This window comes from Mycobacterium sp. Root265 (genome assembly GCF_001428895.1).
Lineage (GTDB): Bacteria > Actinomycetota > Actinomycetes > Mycobacteriales > Mycobacteriaceae > Mycobacterium.
The window spans coordinates 154534-171777 of sequence record NZ_LMJA01000001.1 but is presented as its reverse complement, the minus strand read 5'-3'; the positions used below and the strand labels follow the sequence as shown (position 1 = coordinate 171777).

Genomic DNA, 17244 nt, shown 5'->3' with positions numbered 1-17244 from the left:
CCGCACTAGGGTGTTTGAGGTAGCGAAGTCCGCAGCGCAGAGAAAATTTAGGAGTGAAGGTAGTGACCACCGCCGAAGAGATAACTGCCCTCACGCAACCGAACCACCCCGACGACTGGTCCGACCTCGACACGGTCGCGGTGGACACCGTGCGCGTGCTGGCCGCCGACGCGGTCCAGAAGGTCGGCAACGGCCACCCCGGTACCGCGATGAGCCTTGCCCCGCTGGCCTACACGCTGTTCCAGCGTCAGCTGCGCCACGACCCCAGCGACGTGCACTGGTTGGGCCGCGACCGCTTCGTGCTGTCGTGTGGGCACTCCAGCCTCACCATCTACCTGCAGCTGTTCCTGGGTGGTTTCGGTCTGGAGATCGAAGACATCGAGGCACTGCGTACCTGGAAGTCCAAGACCCCGGGCCACCCCGAGTTCCGGCACACCAAGGGCGTCGAGATCACCACCGGCCCGCTGGGCCAGGGACTGGCCTCGGCCGTCGGTATGGCCATGGCCTCCCGCTACGAGCGCGGCCTGTTCGATCCCGAGGCCCCGGCCGGTGAGAGCCCGTTCGACCACTACATCTACGTCATCGCCTCCGACGGCGACATCGAAGAGGGCGTCACCAGCGAGGCCTCCTCGCTGGCCGGCACCCAGCAGCTGGGCAACCTGATCGTCTTCTACGACAAGAACCACATCTCCATCGAGCACGACACCGACATCGCGTTGAGCGAGAACGTCGCCGACCGCTACCGCGCCTACGGCTGGCACGTCCAGGAGATCGTCGGCGGCGAGAATGTGGTCGCCATCGAGGAGGCCATCGCCGAGGCCAAGAAGGTGACCGACAAGCCGTCGTTCATCTCGGTCCGCACCATTATCGGCTACCCCGCCCCGACCAAGATGAACACCGGTGGCGTGCACGGCTCGGCGCTCGGTGACGACGAGGTGGCCGCCACCAAGAAGATCCTCGGATTCGACCCGGACAAGAAATTCGAGGTCCGCCCCGAGGTGATCGAGCACACCCGCAAGCTCGTCGAGCGCGGCAAAGAGGCACATGAGAAGTGGCAGACCGGCTTCGACGCCTGGGCCGAGCGTGAGCCCGACCGCAAGAAGCTGCTGGACCGCCTGGTCGCCGAGGAACTGCCCGAGGGCTGGGACGCCGACATCACCTACTGGGAACCCGGCTCCAAGGCGGTCGCCACCCGTGCCGCATTCGGTCAGGTCCTCAACGACGTCGCCCCGAAGCTTCCCGAATTGTGGGGTGGCTCAGCCGATCTCGCGGGCAGCAATAACACAACCATCAAGGGCGTGAAGTCTTTCGGCCCGCCGAGCATCTCGACCGAGGACTTCAGCGCCGACTGGTACGGCCGGGTGCTGCACTTCGGTATCCGCGAGCACGCGATGGGCTCGATCCTGTCCGGCATCGTGCTGCATGGGCCGACGCGAGCCTTCGGCGGAACGTTCCTGCAGTTCTCCGATTACATGCGCCCCGCGGTGCGACTGGCCTCGCTGATGGTCATCGACACCATCTACATCTGGACCCATGACTCGATCGGCCTCGGCGAGGACGGCCCTACTCACCAGCCGATCGAGCACCTCTCCGCGTTGCGCGCCATCCCCAACCTGTCCGTCGTCCGTCCGGGTGACCCGAACGAGACGGCGTACGCTTGGAAGAGCATCATCGGCCGCGGCAACAAGGCCGGCCCGGTCGGTTTCATCCTGACCCGCCAGGGAATTCCGGTCCTGGAGGGCACCGATGCCGACGGTGTGGCCAAGGGCGGATATGTGCTCGGCGGTGACAACGCGGCCGATGCAGAGGTGATCATCATCGCCACCGGGTCCGAGCTCCAGCTCGCCGTCGAGGCCAAGAAGCTGCTGGCCGACAAGGACATCGTGGCCGCCGTGGTGTCCATGCCGTGTGTCGAATGGTTTGAGTCCCAGCCCAAGGAGTACCGCGATTCGGTGCTGCCGCCCGACGTGTCGGCCCGCGTGGCGGTCGAGGCCGGTATCGCGCAGTCCTGGCACAAGCTCGTCGGCGACACCGGCGAGATCATCTCGATCGAGCACTACGGCGAATCCGCCGACGACAAGACGTTGTTCCGTGAGTTCGGCTTCACCGCAGAAGCCGTCGTGGCAGCCGCAGAACGCACTCTCGACAACTAGTACAGACAGAAAAGGGCGAAATCATGTCTCAGAACCCGAATCTCGCAGCACTGTCGGCCGCAGGCGTCTCCGTCTGGCTCGACGACCTGTCCCGCGAGCGCCTGCAGACCGGCAACCTGGCCGAGCTGATCGCGACCAAGAGCGTCGTCGGCGTCACCACCAACCCGTCGATCTTCCAGGCTGCCCTGTCCAAGGGCGACGCCTACGACGAGCAGGTCAACGAACTGGCCGCGACCGGCTCGGATGTGGACGCCACGATTCTGGCCGTCACCACCGACGATGTCCGCAATGCCTGCGATCTGTTCACCAAGCAGTACGAGGACTCAGACGGTGTCGACGGCCGGGTGTCCATCGAGGTCGACCCGCGCCTGGCCCACGACACCGAAAAGACCGTCGAACAGGCCAAAGAGCTGTGGAAGATCGTCGATCGGCCCAACCTGCTCATCAAGATCCCCGCGACCCTGGCCGGCCTGCCCGCCATCACCGCGGTGATCGCCGAGGGCATCTCGGTGAACGTGACGCTGATTTTCTCGGTGGAGCGGCACCGTGCGGTCATCGACGCTTACCTGAGCGGGCTGGAGAAGGCCAAGGATGCCGGCCACGATCTGTCCAAGATCCATTCCGTCGCTTCGTTCTTCGTGTCCCGGGTGGACAGCGAGATCGACAGCCGGCTGGAGAAGATCGGCACCCAGGCGGCACTGGATCTGCGCGGTCAGGCCGGTGTGGCCAATGCCCGCCTCGCCTACGCCGCCTACGAAGAAGAGTTCGGCGGGGAGCGCTTCGGCGCGCTGAAGGGTGCGGGCGCCCGGGCCCAGCGCCCGCTGTGGGCGTCCACCGGCGTCAAGAACCCCGACTACTCGGACACCCTGTACGTCACCGAGCTGGTGGCGCCGAACACGGTGAACACCATGCCGGAAAAGACGCTCGACGCCGTCGCCGACCACGGTGTGGTCACCGGTGACACCGTCAGCGGGACCGCTGATGCCGCACAGGGCGTGTTCGATGGACTGGCCGAGGTCGGTGTCGATCTCGACGACGTGTTCAAGGTCCTCGAAGAGGAGGGCGTCGAGAAGTTCGAGAAGTCCTGGGGCGAGTTGCTCGAGGCCACCCAGGGACAGCTGGACGCCGCCAAGAAGTAGGCGCGAAACTAGAGCAGAGGCACACTCGATGAGCACGACCGACGCTCCTGTCTGGCGAAACCCGCTGCGGGACAAACGCGACAAACGCATGCCCCGGATCGCGGGACCGTGTGCGGTGGTGATCTTCGGGGTCACCGGCGACCTGGCCCGCAAGAAGTTGATGCCGGCGATCTACGACCTGGCCAACCGCGGCCTGCTGCCACCCAGTTTTGCGCTGGTCGGGTTCGCCCGGCGCGACTGGGCGGACGAGGACTTCTCCAAGGTCGTCTATGACGCCGTCAAGCAGCACGCGCGCACCCCGTTCCGGCAGGAGGTGTGGGACCGGCTTGCGGAGGGATTCCGGTTCGTCCAGGGCGCTTTCGACGATGACGAGGCCTTCGGCCGGCTCGCCGAGACCCTGCACACCCTGGACACCGAACGCGGCACCGGGGGCAATCACGCGTTCTACCTGTCGATCCCGCCGAAGGCGTTCCCGCAGGTGCTCGAGCAGCTGTCCAAGTCGGGCCTGGCCGAGAAACCGGGCGACACCTGGAGCCGCGTCGTCATCGAGAAACCGTTCGGGCATGACCTGTCCACCGCCGAAGAGCTCAACGCGCTGGTGAACAGCGTCTTCCCGGAGTCCTCGGTGTTCCGCATCGACCATTACCTCGGCAAGGAGACGGTGCAGAACATCCTGGCGCTGCGCTTCGCCAACGAGATGTTCGAACCGATCTGGAACGCGCACTACGTCGATCACGTCCAGATCACCATGGCCGAGGACATCGGCCTCGGCGGACGCGGTGGTTACTACGACGGTGTCGGCGCCGCGCGCGATGTCATCCAGAACCACCTGATCCAGCTGCTCGCGCTCACCGCGATGGAGGAGCCGGTCAACTTCTCCCCCGCCGAGCTGCAGGCCGAGAAGATCAAGGTGCTCGGCGCCAGCCGGCTCGCCGAACCACTCGACGAGACCACCTCCCGAGGTCAGTACGCCGCGGGCTGGCAGGGCGGTGAGAAGGTGGTCGGGCTGCTCGACGAGGAGGGATTCTCGAAGACCTCCATCACCGAGACGTTCGCGGCCATCACGGTGGATGTCGACACCCGCCGGTGGGCGGGGGTCCCGTTCTATCTGCGCACCGGAAAACGCTTGGGCCGCAGAGTCACCGAGATCGCACTGGTCTTCAAGCGGGCACCGCATCTGCCGTTCGACGCCACCATGACCGAGGAACTCGGCAAGAACGCGCTGGTGATCCGGGTGCAGCCCGATGAGGGCATCACCCTGCGGTTCGGGTCCAAGGTGCCCGGCAATGCCATGGAGGTCCGCGATGTCAGCATGGACTTCTCCTACGGCTCGGCGTTCGCCGAGGAGTCACCCGAGGCCTACGAGCGGCTGATCCTCGACGTGCTGCTGGGTGAGCCCTCGCTGTTCCCTGTCAACGCCGAAGTCGAACTGTCGTGGAAGATCCTGGATCCCGCGCTGGATTACTGGGCGTCACACGGCACCCCGGACACCTACGAGTCGGGTACCTGGGGGCCGGAATCGGCCTTCGAGATGCTGCGCCGGACCGGACGCGAATGGAGGCGACCGTGATGAGCGCTCGCGCGAAGAACCGAGGATCCCGATGATCATCGATCTGCCGGACACCAATACCGGTGCCATCAACAAGAAGATTGTCGCCCTGCGTGAAGAGGGCGGCGCGATCACCCTCGGCAGGGTGCTGACGCTGGTGATCGCCCCGGATACCGAAGCGGTCCTTGAGGACTCGATCGAGGCGGCCAACGCCGCCAGCCGCGAGCACCCCTGCCGGGTCATCGTGGTGATCCCCGGGGACCGGCTGAGTCTGGAGGCCCGACTCGACGCCCAGCTGCGGGTCGGCAGCGACGCCGGCGCCAACGAGGTCGTGGTGTTGCGGCTGTCCGGGCCGCTGGCCAACCACGCCAGCAGCGTCGTCACCCCGTTCCTGCTGCCCGACACCCCGGTGGTGACCTGGTGGCCGGATCTCGCACCCGAGGTGCCCGCACAGGATCCGCTGGGCCGCTTGGCGATCCGCCGCATCACCGATGCCACCAACGGTGAGAACCCGTTGGCGTGCATCAAGAGCAGGCTCGCCGGATACACCGCCGGTGACACCGACCTGGCCTGGAGCCGGATCACCTACTGGCGCGCACTGCTGACCGCCGCGGTGGATCAGGCGCCGCACGAACCGATCACCGAGGTGGTGGTGTCCGGGCTCAAGGAAGAACCTGCCCTCGACATCCTGGCCGGCTGGCTTGTCGGCCGGCTGGACTGCCCTGTCACCCGTGCGGTCGGCGAGCTGAAGATCGAGCTGACCCGGCCCAGCGAGACGATCGTGTTGAGCCGGCCCCAGGAGGGGGTGACCGCGACGCTCACCCGCACCGGCAAGCCGGATGCCCAGATTCCGTTGGCCCGCAGAGAAACCCGCGACTGCCTGGCGGAGGACATGCGGCGCCTGGATGCCGATGAGATCTATTTGGAAGCGTTGCGAGGAATCGACAAGGTGACTTATGTCTGAACAGGTGATCGAGACCTACGTCGACGCCGGTGAACTGGCCGCCGCCGCCGGCGCCCGCCTGGTCGGCGCCATCACGTCGGCGGTCGGCAACCGCGGGCAGGCGGTCATCGTGCTCACCGGTGGCACCGTCGGGATCGCCTTGCTGCGCCATGTCGCCGCCTACGCACCCGATGTCGACTGGTCCAAGGTGCAGCTGTTCTGGGGTGATGAACGCTTCGTGCCCGCCGAGGACGCGGACCGCAACTACCGGCAGGCGCGCGAAGCGCTGCTGGAGACCATCTCCATCCCGTCGGCGAACGTGCACGAAATGGCCGCCAGCGATGGTGAGTTCGGCGACGATATCGAGGCGGCGGCCCTGGCCTACGAGAAGCTGTTGCCCGAGGAGTTCGATGTGCATCTGCTCGGGATGGGCGGGGAGGGCCACATCAACTCGCTGTTCCCCGACACCGACGCCGTGCGCGAGGACTCGAGGCTGGTCATCGCGGTCACGGCATCACCCAAGCCGCCGCCGCGTCGCATCACGCTGACGCTGCCGGCGGTGCGGCGGGCCCGGGAGGTGTGGCTGGTGGTCGCGGGGGCCGAGAAGGCCGAGGCCGCAGCGGCCGCCATCAACGGTGCCGCAGCGGTCGATGTCCCCGCTGCGGGCGCGATCGGCCGGGAGGCCACCGTGTGGCTGCTGGACAAGGCCGCCGCGAGCAAGCTGCCGGGCTGACCCTAGACATTCCTGCCCCTGGCGACCAGCTCCCACCGGTCGACCACGTGGCCGTCGTCGACGACGACATATTCGTCGAACAGGTTGACGGCCGTGCAGATGTGATTCGGCAGCACGGAGACCATGTCTCCGACGGCGACGGCGGAGCTGTCCACGCCGTCGAGAATCCCGTGGTGCTCGGAGATCCGGGTGATCACCGCATTGCCCAGCTCAGCAACGGTTCCGAAGCCGTCCAGCCAGTGCGGCCGCTCACCGGTGAGTGCTTTGGATCCGGCATCGATGACCACCCGCCCGTCGCGAGAACTGACCACGGTGGCGGCGATCCACGCGGCGCAGTCCTCGTGCTGCTGGGATCCGAGCGCAAGCTGTTGACGGTCACCGAAGACATAGGTCCCCGGACGCTCTTCGGTGACGGCAGTCGGGCGGGGCGCCCGCCAGGTCGGTGTCGACCCGGCACTGACCACCGAGACAGTGAAACCGGCGTCCCGCAACGCGCTCGCCGCGAGCTCCAGCTGATCTCCTTCGTCGATCCCGGCTCGTCGAGGGGCACCGGGATCCGAGTACGCGTGGCCGCCGTGAGTGAACACGCCGTCGACGGTCAAACCCATGCGCCGGCACTCGGTCGCGAGCGCAGCCGCGTCCGATGCCTGCACCCCGGTTCGGTGCTGCCCGCTGTCGATCTCGATCACCACCGAGACCTCCCCGCCGTCGGATGCCGCCGCGACGGCCCGCGCGCCCGCTGAGCTCTCCACGCCGACGCGCAGCGCGACGCGGTCGACGAGGTCTCTGAATCGTCTCGCCTTGGCGCCGACCGGCAGGACCGGGTAGGCGATGAAGATATCGTCGATCCCCTGTGCGGCGAAGGCCTCGGCTTCCGAAACCGTCGCGACGGTGATGCCGACCGCGCCCGCCTCGACCTGGAGATCGGCGATCTGGATGCTCTTGTGTGTCTTGGCATGCGGGCGTAGATCGACCGCCTTGCTGCGTGCACTCACCGACATCGCCGTGATGTTCGACGTCAACCGCGCGAGATCAACGATCAAGGCCGGTGTTTCGACGTCAAACGGTCCGGTCGCCACCATCGCCATTCAAGCAGAGCCCTCACTCGTCGGACTGCAGTTCTGGGCGTTGGTCGGCCAGCGCCTCGCCGTAACCGGCAAGATAGTCGGCGACCGCCCGGGCCGAACCGGCGTCGGGACGTAGCCGCGGGCTTCCGTAACAGAAGTTCGCCATACAAGATCAGACGCACCTTGGCCCGTTTTGGTTCCCTGGGCCGCCATACTGACTTCCATGGCAGACAAAGGCGACGGCCGCACCCGTCCGGCGACGCGGCGTATCAAGACGCTGACGCAGGCGGCGCTGAACGCCGACGCCACCGTCGTCCAGGTCGAGACCCTGCTCACCGACCTCGATCGCACCGTGGTCACGCTGAACAACTCGATCGGTGACCTCGACGTCACCCTGGACCGGTTCAACAAGACCATCACCAGCATCGACGAACTGGCACCCCGCCTGATCCTCATGGTGGACCGCCTCGAGCAGATCGTGTCCCGTGTCGAGGCCATCGTCGAGATCGGCGAGGCGGTTGCGTCACCGCTGGCCACCGTGGAGAGCGCGATCCGCGGCGCCGTCGCGCAGGTGCGCCGGGTGGCCCGGCTCTAACCGGAGTTACGCAGCGCGCTGGCCAGCCCGCTCATGGTGAGCAGGATGCCCCGCTGCACCAGTTCGTCCTCGTCGCCGGACCGGAACCGGCGCAACAGTTCGACCTGCAGGTGGTTCAGCGGCTCCAGGTACGGGAACCGGTTGAACACCGACCGGGCCAGCGCGGGGTTGTCGGCGAGCAGATCGTCCTGCCCGGTGATCAGCCCGTGGATCCGCACGGTGCGCTCGTGTTCGGCGACGATCTTGTCGAAGACCCGGGCCCGCAGGTCCTCGTCGGCCACCAGCTCGGAGTACCGGGCGGCCAGGCCCAGATCGGATTTGGCCAGCACCTGAGCCATGTTCGACAGCACCGTCCGGAAGAACGGCCAGCGCTGGTAGAGATCGCGCAGGGTGTCGAGCCTGGCGTCGTCGCCGGCGATGTACTCCTCGAACGCGGTCCCGGTGCCGTACCAGCCGGGCAGCATCACCCGCGACTGGCTCCAGGCCAGTACCCAGGGGATCGCCCGCAGATCCGAGATGGCGGTGGTCGGTTTCCGCGAGGTCGGACGGCTGCCGATATTGAGCGCCCCGATCTCACTCACCGGCGTGGACTCCTTGAAGTACTCCACGAATCCCGGTGTCTCATGGACCAATTCGGAGTAGGCACGTTGCGCGCGGGCGGCCAGATCGTCGAGCACCGAGTAGGCGCTTTCGGCGAACTCCCCCAGCCCCTCGGTGTCGAGCAGGGTAGATTCCAGCGTCGCCGCCAACAGTGTCTCCAGGTTGCGGTGCGCGATCCTCGGCTCGGCGTACTTCGCGGCGATCACCTCGCCCTGCTCGGTGATCCGCAGCGACCCCTTCACCGCGCCGGGCGGTTGAGCCAGGATGGCGTCATAGCTGGGGCCGCCACCACGGCCGACTGTCCCCCCGCGACCGTGGAACAGCCGCAACCGGATTCCGGTCTTGCGCGCCGATTCGACGAGGTCCAGTTCGGCCCGGTACAGCGCCCAGTTCGCCGCCAGGTAGCCGCCGTCCTTGTTGGAATCGGAATAGCCCAGCATCACCTCCTGGTGACCGTTGCGCGCGGCGACCGCGGCCGCGTAGACCGGTACGTCCAGGGCGGATTCCAGGATCGAGGAGCCGCGCTGCAGATCGTCGATGGTCTCGAACAGCGGCACGATGCCCACGGGCGCATAGGCCTGGTCGCCGGAGACGTCCAGCAGGCCGGCCTCCTTGAGCAGCACCGCCGCCTCCAGCATGTCCGAGACCGACTGGCACATCGAGATGATGTAGTTCGGCACCGCCTCGGCTCCGAACACCTGCACCGCACGGGCCGCCGCGCCGACGATGCCGAGTTCCTTGGCGGCCAGCTCGGACAGGTCGGCGCCCGGTCCGATCAGCGGACGGCGGGTGCCGATCTCGGCAGCCAGCAACGTCACCCGCTCATCCTCGGACAGTGCGGCGTAGTCGGGGTGCACGCCGGCCCAGGCCAGCAGTTCAGCGACGACCTGCTCGTGCACCTCGGAGTTCTGCCGCATGTCGAGCCCGGAAAGATGAAAACCGAAGACCCGCACCGCTTCCCGCAGCCGGCCCAATCGATCATCGGCGAGCACCGCAGAACCGTTGGCGCGTAGCGATTCGTCGACGGCGTCGAGGTCGTCGAGCAGCTGGCCGGGCGAGTCGTAGGCGGGCAGCCCCAGATCGAGTCCGCGCTCGGGGCGACGGTCCAGGATCTGCCCCGCGGTGGCGGTGAGCCGGGCGTGGATGACCCGCAGCGCACGGCGGTAGGGCTCATCGCTGCGGGCGGGCTCGGCGCAGGCATCGGCCAGCGCTTCCAGAGCCGGGCTGACCTGCACCAGCCGCGCCGACATCGACAGTTCCTCCTCCAGCGTGGTGATCTCGCTGAAGTAGTGGGTGAACGCGGTGAACGCGGCCCGCCCGGTGGCCAGCCGCACCACGTCGGCGTCGACGTTCGGGTTGCCGTCCCGGTCACCACCGATCCAGGATCCGGGCCGCAGGATCGGCGTCGCCAGCAGCTCCGTTCCCGGGAACCGTTCCTGCAGGGCGGTGCGCACCTCGGCGTTGACCCGTGGGATGACGTCGAGGAAGGCGGCCGGGTAATACCGCAGCCCGGTCTCGATCTCGTCGGAGATCTTCAGCCGCGACAGCCGCACCAGCGCGGTCTGCCACAACGTGAGGATGTGCCTGCGCAATTCGGTTTCGATATCGCGGCCGGTGTCGGTGCGGGTGTGCCCGTGCAGGCGCAGCCGCATCAGTTCGGTGATGTGGTGCTGGGTGTCGAACACCGTGCGGCGACGGGTCTCGGTCGGGTGCGCGGTGATCACCGGTGACACCAGTGCACCGGTCAGTGCGTCGGCGACCGCGGCCGCGTCGAGCTGGGCGTCATCGAGTTTGAGGTAGGTGGCGGCCAGGCTGCTGTCCTGCGGTGGTTCGCCGGCGGCCTCGTGTACCGCCCGGCGCCGTTCCCGGTGAATGTCCTCGGCCACGTTGGCCAGCAAGGCGAAATGGGTGAACGCGCGGATCACCGGGATGGCCTGGTGGACGTCGATATCGCGGAACAGCCCGGCCAGCTCGGCGCGGTCGATCTCGGAGCGCCGCACCCGGAAGGATTCCACCCGGGCCCGTTCCACCAGATCGAAGACGGTGTCGCCGTTCTGGTCGCGGACGGTGTCGCCGAGAATCGCACCGAGAAGTCGAATGTCCTCGCGCATGGGCTCGGTCGCCTCGCGACCACCAGTGGTGCGTTGCACCGAGCCGATCGGTTCCAGTGCGGTGTCGGTGCGGTCTGCCATCACTCAAGTATCGACGTGCGGGAACGGTACTGCAGAACGAGACGGTTCTACGCGTTGTACTTGATGCGCAAGGCCATACCGACGATCGACACCAGCCAGATGCCGATGACGAAGAGCGTCAGGCGGTCCAGGTTCTTCTCCACGACGGTCGAACCGGACAGGCTCGACTGCACGCCACCACCGAAGAGCGTCGAGAGACCGCCGCCCTTGGCCCGGTGCAGCAGGACGAGCAGCACCACCAGGAGACTGGTGATGATCAGCACGATCTGCAGAGCGAGTTCCATGGCGGAGAGTTTACCGGGTGGGGTCAGCTGTTACGGGAGTGGCCCACCGGCGGCGATCGCGGACAGGGTGGCGAACTGCTCCCCGTCCAGCGAGGCGCCACCGACCAGCGCACCGTCCACGTCGGTCTGGCCCACGATCTCGCCCACGTTCTTGGCGTTGACCGATCCGCCGTAGAGCACCCGCACGCCGGCGGCGATCTCCTTGGACGACAGCGCGGCGAGTTCCGTGCGGATGGCCGCACACACTTCCTGCGCGTCCGCGGCGCTGGCCACCCGGCCGGTGCCGATCGCCCACACCGGCTCGTAGGCGATCACCACCTGGTTGATCTGCTCGGCGGACAGCCCGGCCAGCGAGCCACGCAACGAGTTGACGTTGAACTCCACGTGATCGCCGGCCTCGCGCACCTCGAGCTGCTCACCGATGCACACGATCGGGGTGAGACCGTGCTTGAGCGCGGCGAGCGCCTTGGCGGCCACCACCGCGTCATCCTCGTGGTGGTAGGTGCGCCGCTCGGAGTGCCCGACGACGGCGAAGGTGACACCCAGCTTGGCCAGGAACGAGCCACTGATCTCACCGGTGTAGGCGCCGGAATCGTGCTGGGACACATCCTGCGCGCCGTAGGTCAGTCGCAGCTTGTCCCCGTCCACCAGGGTCTGCACGCTGCGCAGATCGGTGAACGGCGGGATGACGGTGACGTCGACCTTGTCGAAGTACTTGTCCGGCAAGGCGAATGCGATCTTCTGCACCAGCGCGATGGCCTCGAAATGATTGAGGTTCATCTTCCAGTTGCCGGCGATGAGCGGCTTACGTGCCATATTTCTGCGACTCCAGTACGTCTATTTCAGGACATCGATGCCGGGCAGGGTTTTGCCCTCGAGGTATTCCAGCGACGCGCCGCCGCCGGTCGAGATGTGCGAGAAGCCGTCGTCGGGCAGCCCGAGCTGGCGCACCGCAGCCGCCGAGTCGCCGCCGCCGACCACGCTGAACGCGCCCTTGCCGGTGGCACCGATGATCGCCTCGGCGACGCCCTTGGTGCCGGCGGCGAAGTCCGGGAACTCGAACACGCCCATCGGGCCGTTCCAGAACACCGTCTTGGCGTTGGACAGCAGCGCGGCGAAACGCTTGACCGACTCCGGGCCGATGTCCAGGCCCATCCTGCCGTCCGGGATCTTGTCGGCAGCCACCGTCTCGTGCGGTGAATCGGCGGCGAATCCGTCGGCCACCTCGATGTCCACCGGCAGGTGGATCACGTCGCCGTAGGTCTCCAGCAGCTTCTTGCAGGTGTCGATCATCTCGACCTGGCACAGCGAATCGCCCACCGAAAGTCCTTGCGCGGCAAGGAAGGTGTAGCACATGCCGCCACCGATGACGATGCTGTCGGCCTTGGTCGCGAGGTTCTCGATGACCGCGAGCTTGTCGGACACCTTGGAGCCGCCGAGCACCACCGCGTAGGGCCGCTCGGTCGAGCTGGTCAGCTGCTCGAGCACCTTGACCTCGGTGGCCACCAGCGTGCCCGCGTAGTGCGGCAGCAGGGTGGCGACGTCGTACACCGAGGCCTGCTTGCGGTGCACCACGCCGAAACCGTCGGACACGAAGGCCCCCGGCGTTCCGTCGGCACCCTCGACGAGCCCGGCCAGCGCCTTGGCCAGCGCCAGGCGTTCGGCGTCGTCCTTGCTGGTCTCCCGGGCGTCGAACCGGATGTTCTCCAGCAGCAGCACGTCACCGTCGGTGAGGCCCTCGGCGCGCGCCAGTGCGTCGGTGCCCACCACGTCGCCGGCGAGCTGGACGTGGCGTCCCAGCTGCTCCCCCAGCGCCGCGGCCACCGGGGCCAGCGAGAACTTGGGGTCCGGCTCGCCCTTGGGGCGGCCGAGGTGCGCGGTCACGACGACCTTGGCGCCGGCCTCGGCGAGCGCCTTCAGCGTCGGCACCGAGGCGATGATGCGGCCGGGGTCGGTGATGGCGCCGTCGTCGTCGAGGGGGACGTTCAGGTCGGAGCGCACGAGGACGCCCCGACCCCTGACCCCGTCGGGACCCTCGTTCAATAGATCGTCGAGAGTGGCGACCATGACTACAGCGACTTACCGACCAGCGCAACCAGATCCACGAGGCGGTTGGAGTAGCCCCACTCGTTGTCGTACCAGGAGACGACCTTGGCCTGGTTGTCGATGACCTTGGTCAGACCCGAGTCGAACAGCGAGCTGTGCGGGTCGGTGACGATGTCGCTGGAGACGATCGGCGCGTCGTAGTACTTCAGGATGCCCTTGAGCTTGCCCTCGGCAGCGGCCTTCATGGCGGCGTTGATCTCGTCGGCGGTGGCCGACTTCCTCAGCTCGGCGGTGAGGTCGGTGACCGAACCGGTGGGGATCGGCACCCGCAGCGCGTAGCCGTCCAGCTTTCCCTTCAGCTCGGGCAGCACCAGGCCGATGGCCTTGGCCGCACCGGTGGAGGTGGGCACGATGTTGATGGCGGCGGCACGGGCGCGACGCAGGTCGCTGTGCGGGCCGTCCTGCAGGTTCTGATCCTGGGTGTAGGCGTGGATCGTGGTCATCAGGCCCTTGACGATGCCGAACTCGTCGTTGAGCACCTTGGCCAGCGGGCCGAGGCAGTTCGTGGTGCACGAGGCGTTGGAGATGATGTTCTGGCTGCCATCGTACTTGTCGTCGTTGACGCCGAGCACGATGGTGATGTCCTCATCGCTGGCGGGCGCGGAGATGATGACCTTCTTCGCGCCGGCGTCCAGGTGACCCTGCGCCTTGTCGCGCTTGGTGAAGATGCCGGTGGACTCCACGACGATGTCGACGCCCAGGTCGCCCCAGGGCAGCGCCGCCGGGCCTTCCTTGACCTCAAGAGCCTTGATCTTGGTGTCGCCGACGACGATGGTGTCCTCACCCTCAAGGGAGACGTCGTAGGGCAGCCGGCCCAGGATCGAGTCGAACTTCAGCAGATGCGCCAGGGTGGCGTTGGAGGTCAGGTCGTTGACCGCGATGATCTCGATGTCGGTGTTCTTGCCCGCGGTCTTCTGCGCGTCGAGGGCGCGGAAGAAGTTGCGTCCGATGCGGCCGAAGCCGTTGACGCCTACCCGAATGGTCACAGTGTCTCTCCTAGATCGTCGAGGGAAATCGCGGTGAACTGCTCGCAGGCCAGCCTAGTAGTGCCGGTTCCTGCGCGTGCACGCTGGTCAGACGTACCGGTCACAGCGCGTTCAGTCCTCCGCCTCGTGCAGGGCGAGTTGGTCGACATCACGTGGGTCGCGGCCGGTGAGATCGGCGATCAGCCCGGCATCGGAGAGGTCCATGGCCTCGGAGTGTTTCCAGTCATGATGGGCGACCTCGTTCAGCCGGGTGGTGATCTGGTGGTCGGTGACCTGGATGGCCAGCTCGCGGCGGTGGTCGAAGCTGCCCGGTGAGAAGTTGATCGAGCCGACGACGGCCCGCTCGTGATCGGCGAGAATCATCTTGGCGTGCAGCTTCATGTGCTTGAGGCGGTGGATCTTGATACCGACGTCGTCGAGGATGCGCATACCGCTGACACCTTCGACCAGCTTGCCGTCCTTGAGGTGGTGCGCCGCCCGGGCCATCACGTGCACCTTCACCCCGCGACGTTTCGCCCGGACCAGGCGTTCGATGATCACCGGGTCCTGGTAGCGCTCGTTCTGCAGGAACAGCGTGTGCTGGGCGCTGTCGATGAAATCGGCGATGCGATGCCTGCCGTTGGTCGGGCACCAGATCAGGTGCGCCCCGGCACCCGGGTCGAAATCCTCACGGGCCCAGTCCGCTTCGAAGCAGTCGATGATCTCGCTCACTTCGTAGGCGCTGGGTGTGACCACCGCGTAGTCGCGGGTGCGGGTGACATTGTCATCGGTCCAGTTCAGCGATTCGACGAAGGCATGCTCGTCGTCGATCACCATCGACTTCTCGTGGGTGATGTCGAAGGCCGGGTTGCTGGTGCGGACATCGATGCCGAAACCCTGCAACATCTCGCGGGCGGCGTCGTTGTCGGCCTCCCCGTCGCGGCGTTCGGGGTTCAGCATCACCTTCACATTCACGCCCCGCCGGTGCGCGGCGACCACCGCGTCCAGCAGGGCCCGGTGACTGAAGGCGAACATCTTGACGCGCACCGACCGGGTGGCGCCGTGGATCGCGTCGAGCACCGGCTTCGCCGAATCGTCGGGAAGAATGATCAGCGAACGTGTCACGGAGTGTCGTCCTCGTATTGGATGCGGTGCAGGTCGGCATACCTGCCACCCGCCGTCAGCAGCTGATTGTGCGTGCCCTCCTCGACCACACGCCCCTCCTCCAGCACGACGATCTTGTCGGAATCGCGAATCGTGCTGAGCCGGTGGGCAATCGTGATCACCGTACGGTCCCGCATCAATCGCTGCAGCGCGGACATGACCAGGTGCTCGGACTCCGCGTCCAGGGCCGCGGTCGGCTCGTCGAGAATCAGGATCGGACTGTCCCGGATGAGGGCACGGGCGATCCCGATGCGTTGACGCTGACCACCGGACAGGGTGAGACCGCGATCGCCGACCGCGCTGTCATAGCCCTGCGGCATCTCGGAGATGAACTCGTGTGCGTTGGCCAGCTTGGCCATCTCGACGATCTCGTCGTGATCGGCCTCGGGCCTGCCGAAGGCGATGTTGTCCCGGATGGTGCCGCGGAACAGCACCGTGTCCTGCAGCACGTAGGCGATCTGGCGGCGCAATTCATGGAGTTTGTAGTCGCGCACGTCGACCCCGTCGATGCGCACCGTGCCCACACTGGGGTCGTAGAACCGGGGAATCAGGCTGACCAGACTGGACTTTCCGCTGCCGGTGTGGCCCACCACGCCGACCAGCTGCCCCGGCTGCACCTCGAAACTGACGTCCCGCAACACCGGCGTCGCGCCGTCGTAGCTGAACGCCACCCGCTCGAAACCGATCGCGCCCCGGACATCGACGGGGTCCACCGCGTCGGGCTTCTCCTCGATGCCGGTCTCGGCGGTGAGCAGTGCGTTGACCCGGTCCACCCCGACCGAGGCCATCGCGATGGTGTTGGTGAGTTTGGCCAGATCCTGGACGGGTTTGAAGAACGAGGCCAGATAGGAGATGAAGACGGTGAGCGTGCCTGCGGTCATGGTGCCCGCGATGACGAGCGCCGATCCCCGCCACAACACCACCGCCGTGCACGCGGCGACGACCACGGCCACGATGGGCGATACGACCGATTTCACCCGCCGCGCGTTGAGAGCCGCGTCGACCGCCTGCTGTCCCGCGATCGCGAGTTGACGCTCCTGCAGATCTTCCCGGTCGAACGCCTTGACCACGCGGATGGACTGCAGGCCCTCCTCCGCGACCGCCACGATGTCGGATTCCCGTCTGCGTACTTCATGGGTGGCCGCCTTGACCGTCTTACGGATCCGCGACACGAACAGCAGCAGCAGTGGCGCCACCGCGAGGGCGATGAGGGTGAAGTCCCACTGCAGCCACAGCATCAGTGACATCATTCCCACGATGGTCAGCAGATCGGTGGCGATACCCAGCGTCGAGGCCGACGCGAAATCCTGGATGGTGTCGACATCGTCGGTGAGTGTGCTCAGGATGGGCCCGACGCGGTGGGTGTCGAAATAGTTCAACGACAGCTGCTGCAGATGGTGGTACGCCCGGGTGCGCAGGTCGTTGCCGATGCGCTGGCCGACGGTCTCGGTCAGATAGGTCGCCACGTAGGTCGCCACCGCGGCGATGACGGCGATGATGAGGACCATGATCGCCGCCAGACCGGCGATGTGCATCCGGCCCTCACCGCCCAGCAGCGGCAGCAGGCGATGCAACCACTCGGGCAACGGGTGGTGGCCGATGACGCTGTCCAGCACGATTTTGAGCGGCCAGGGCGCGGCAAGGCCCATCGCGATCTGGACCAGGAGCACCGCGAAGATGCCGGCGACCAGCCACCGGTAGGGGCGGATCAGTTCAAGGATCAGTCTCATCGTGACCGTCGCCTCGTCTCGATC

The 17244-nt window shown here is 66.8% G+C and carries 15 protein-coding genes; 6 read left to right on the top strand and 9 right to left on the bottom strand.

What is annotated here, in order from left to right; all coding sequences use genetic code 11:
• Positions 1-62 precede the first annotated feature (62 nt).
• Genes tkt through pgl form a run of 5 tightly spaced genes read left to right on the top strand, consistent with a single transcriptional unit; the run spans position 63 to position 6517 of the window.
• Positions 63-2153, top strand: coding sequence for a transketolase (gene tkt / locus ASE48_RS00745; RefSeq protein ID WP_057165552.1), 2091 nt, complete (start codon positions 63-65; stop codon positions 2151-2153).
• 20 nt (positions 2154-2173) lie between these two features.
• Entirely contained in the window at positions 2174-3292 is a 1119-nt protein-coding gene (tal, locus tag ASE48_RS00740) for a transaldolase (RefSeq protein ID WP_200962043.1), read from the top strand.
• A 28-nt stretch (positions 3293-3320) separates the two neighbouring features.
• On the top strand, positions 3321-4862 hold the full coding sequence (gene zwf, locus ASE48_RS00735) for a glucose-6-phosphate dehydrogenase (RefSeq protein WP_057165092.1): 1542 nt from the start codon (positions 3321-3323) through the stop codon (positions 4860-4862).
• A gap of 31 nt (positions 4863-4893) precedes the next feature.
• Positions 4894-5805 (top strand): glucose-6-phosphate dehydrogenase assembly protein OpcA, encoded by a 912-nt coding sequence (gene opcA / locus ASE48_RS00730; protein ID WP_057165091.1) that lies wholly within the window; start codon positions 4894-4896, stop codon positions 5803-5805.
• Positions 5798-6517: a 6-phosphogluconolactonase gene (gene pgl / locus ASE48_RS00725; RefSeq protein WP_057165090.1), complete on the top strand. Its 720-nt coding sequence runs from the start codon at positions 5798-5800 to the stop codon at positions 6515-6517. The genes opcA and pgl overlap by 8 nt, the downstream gene beginning before the upstream one ends.
• Positions 6518-6519: 2 nt before the next feature.
• Here the strand turns inward: pgl and ASE48_RS00720 are convergent, their stop codons facing one another.
• Positions 6520-7599, bottom strand: a complete 1080-nt coding sequence (locus ASE48_RS00720; protein WP_082613958.1) for an alanine racemase — start codon at positions 7597-7599, stop codon at positions 6520-6522.
• Positions 7600-7618: 19 nt separating this feature from the next.
• Positions 7619-7750, bottom strand: a complete 132-nt coding sequence (locus ASE48_RS33635) for a hypothetical protein (RefSeq protein WP_268766264.1) — start codon at positions 7748-7750, stop codon at positions 7619-7621.
• 57 nt (positions 7751-7807) lie between these two features.
• Here ASE48_RS33635 and ASE48_RS00715 point away from each other — a divergent pair, with 57 nt between their 5' ends.
• Positions 7808-8179, top strand: a complete 372-nt coding sequence (locus ASE48_RS00715; RefSeq protein WP_057165088.1) for a hypothetical protein — start codon at positions 7808-7810, stop codon at positions 8177-8179.
• Here ASE48_RS00715 and ppc read toward each other — a convergent pair.
• The 7 genes from ppc to ASE48_RS00680 form a co-directional block, all read right to left on the bottom strand.
• Positions 8176-10971, bottom strand: a complete 2796-nt coding sequence (ppc, locus tag ASE48_RS00710) for a phosphoenolpyruvate carboxylase (RefSeq protein WP_057165087.1) — start codon at positions 10969-10971, stop codon at positions 8176-8178. The two genes, ASE48_RS00715 and ppc, sit on opposite strands and share 4 nt — an antisense overlap.
• A gap of 47 nt (positions 10972-11018) precedes the next feature.
• On the bottom strand, positions 11019-11255 hold the full coding sequence (secG, locus tag ASE48_RS00705) for a preprotein translocase subunit SecG (protein WP_057165086.1): 237 nt from the start codon (positions 11253-11255) through the stop codon (positions 11019-11021).
• 30 nt (positions 11256-11285) lie between these two features.
• Positions 11286-12071, bottom strand: coding sequence for a triose-phosphate isomerase (gene tpiA, locus ASE48_RS00700; protein WP_057165085.1), 786 nt, complete (start codon positions 12069-12071; stop codon positions 11286-11288).
• A gap of 21 nt (positions 12072-12092) precedes the next feature.
• On the bottom strand, positions 12093-13322 hold the full coding sequence (locus tag ASE48_RS00695) for a phosphoglycerate kinase (RefSeq protein ID WP_057165084.1): 1230 nt from the start codon (positions 13320-13322) through the stop codon (positions 12093-12095).
• 2 nt (positions 13323-13324) lie between these two features.
• Entirely contained in the window at positions 13325-14347 is a 1023-nt protein-coding gene (gap, locus tag ASE48_RS00690) for a type I glyceraldehyde-3-phosphate dehydrogenase (protein ID WP_057165083.1), read from the bottom strand.
• Between the two features lie 111 nt (positions 14348-14458).
• The gene (locus ASE48_RS00685) at positions 14459-15451 is read right to left on the bottom strand and encodes a phospholipase D-like domain-containing protein (RefSeq protein ID WP_057165082.1); all 993 of its coding nucleotides are present in this window, start codon (positions 15449-15451) and stop codon (positions 14459-14461) included.
• Positions 15448-17220: an ABC transporter ATP-binding protein gene (locus ASE48_RS00680; RefSeq protein WP_057165081.1), complete on the bottom strand. Its 1773-nt coding sequence runs from the start codon at positions 17218-17220 to the stop codon at positions 15448-15450. Before ASE48_RS00680 ends, ASE48_RS00685 begins: the two co-directional genes overlap by 4 nt.
• Positions 17221-17244: the final 24 nt, after the last annotated feature.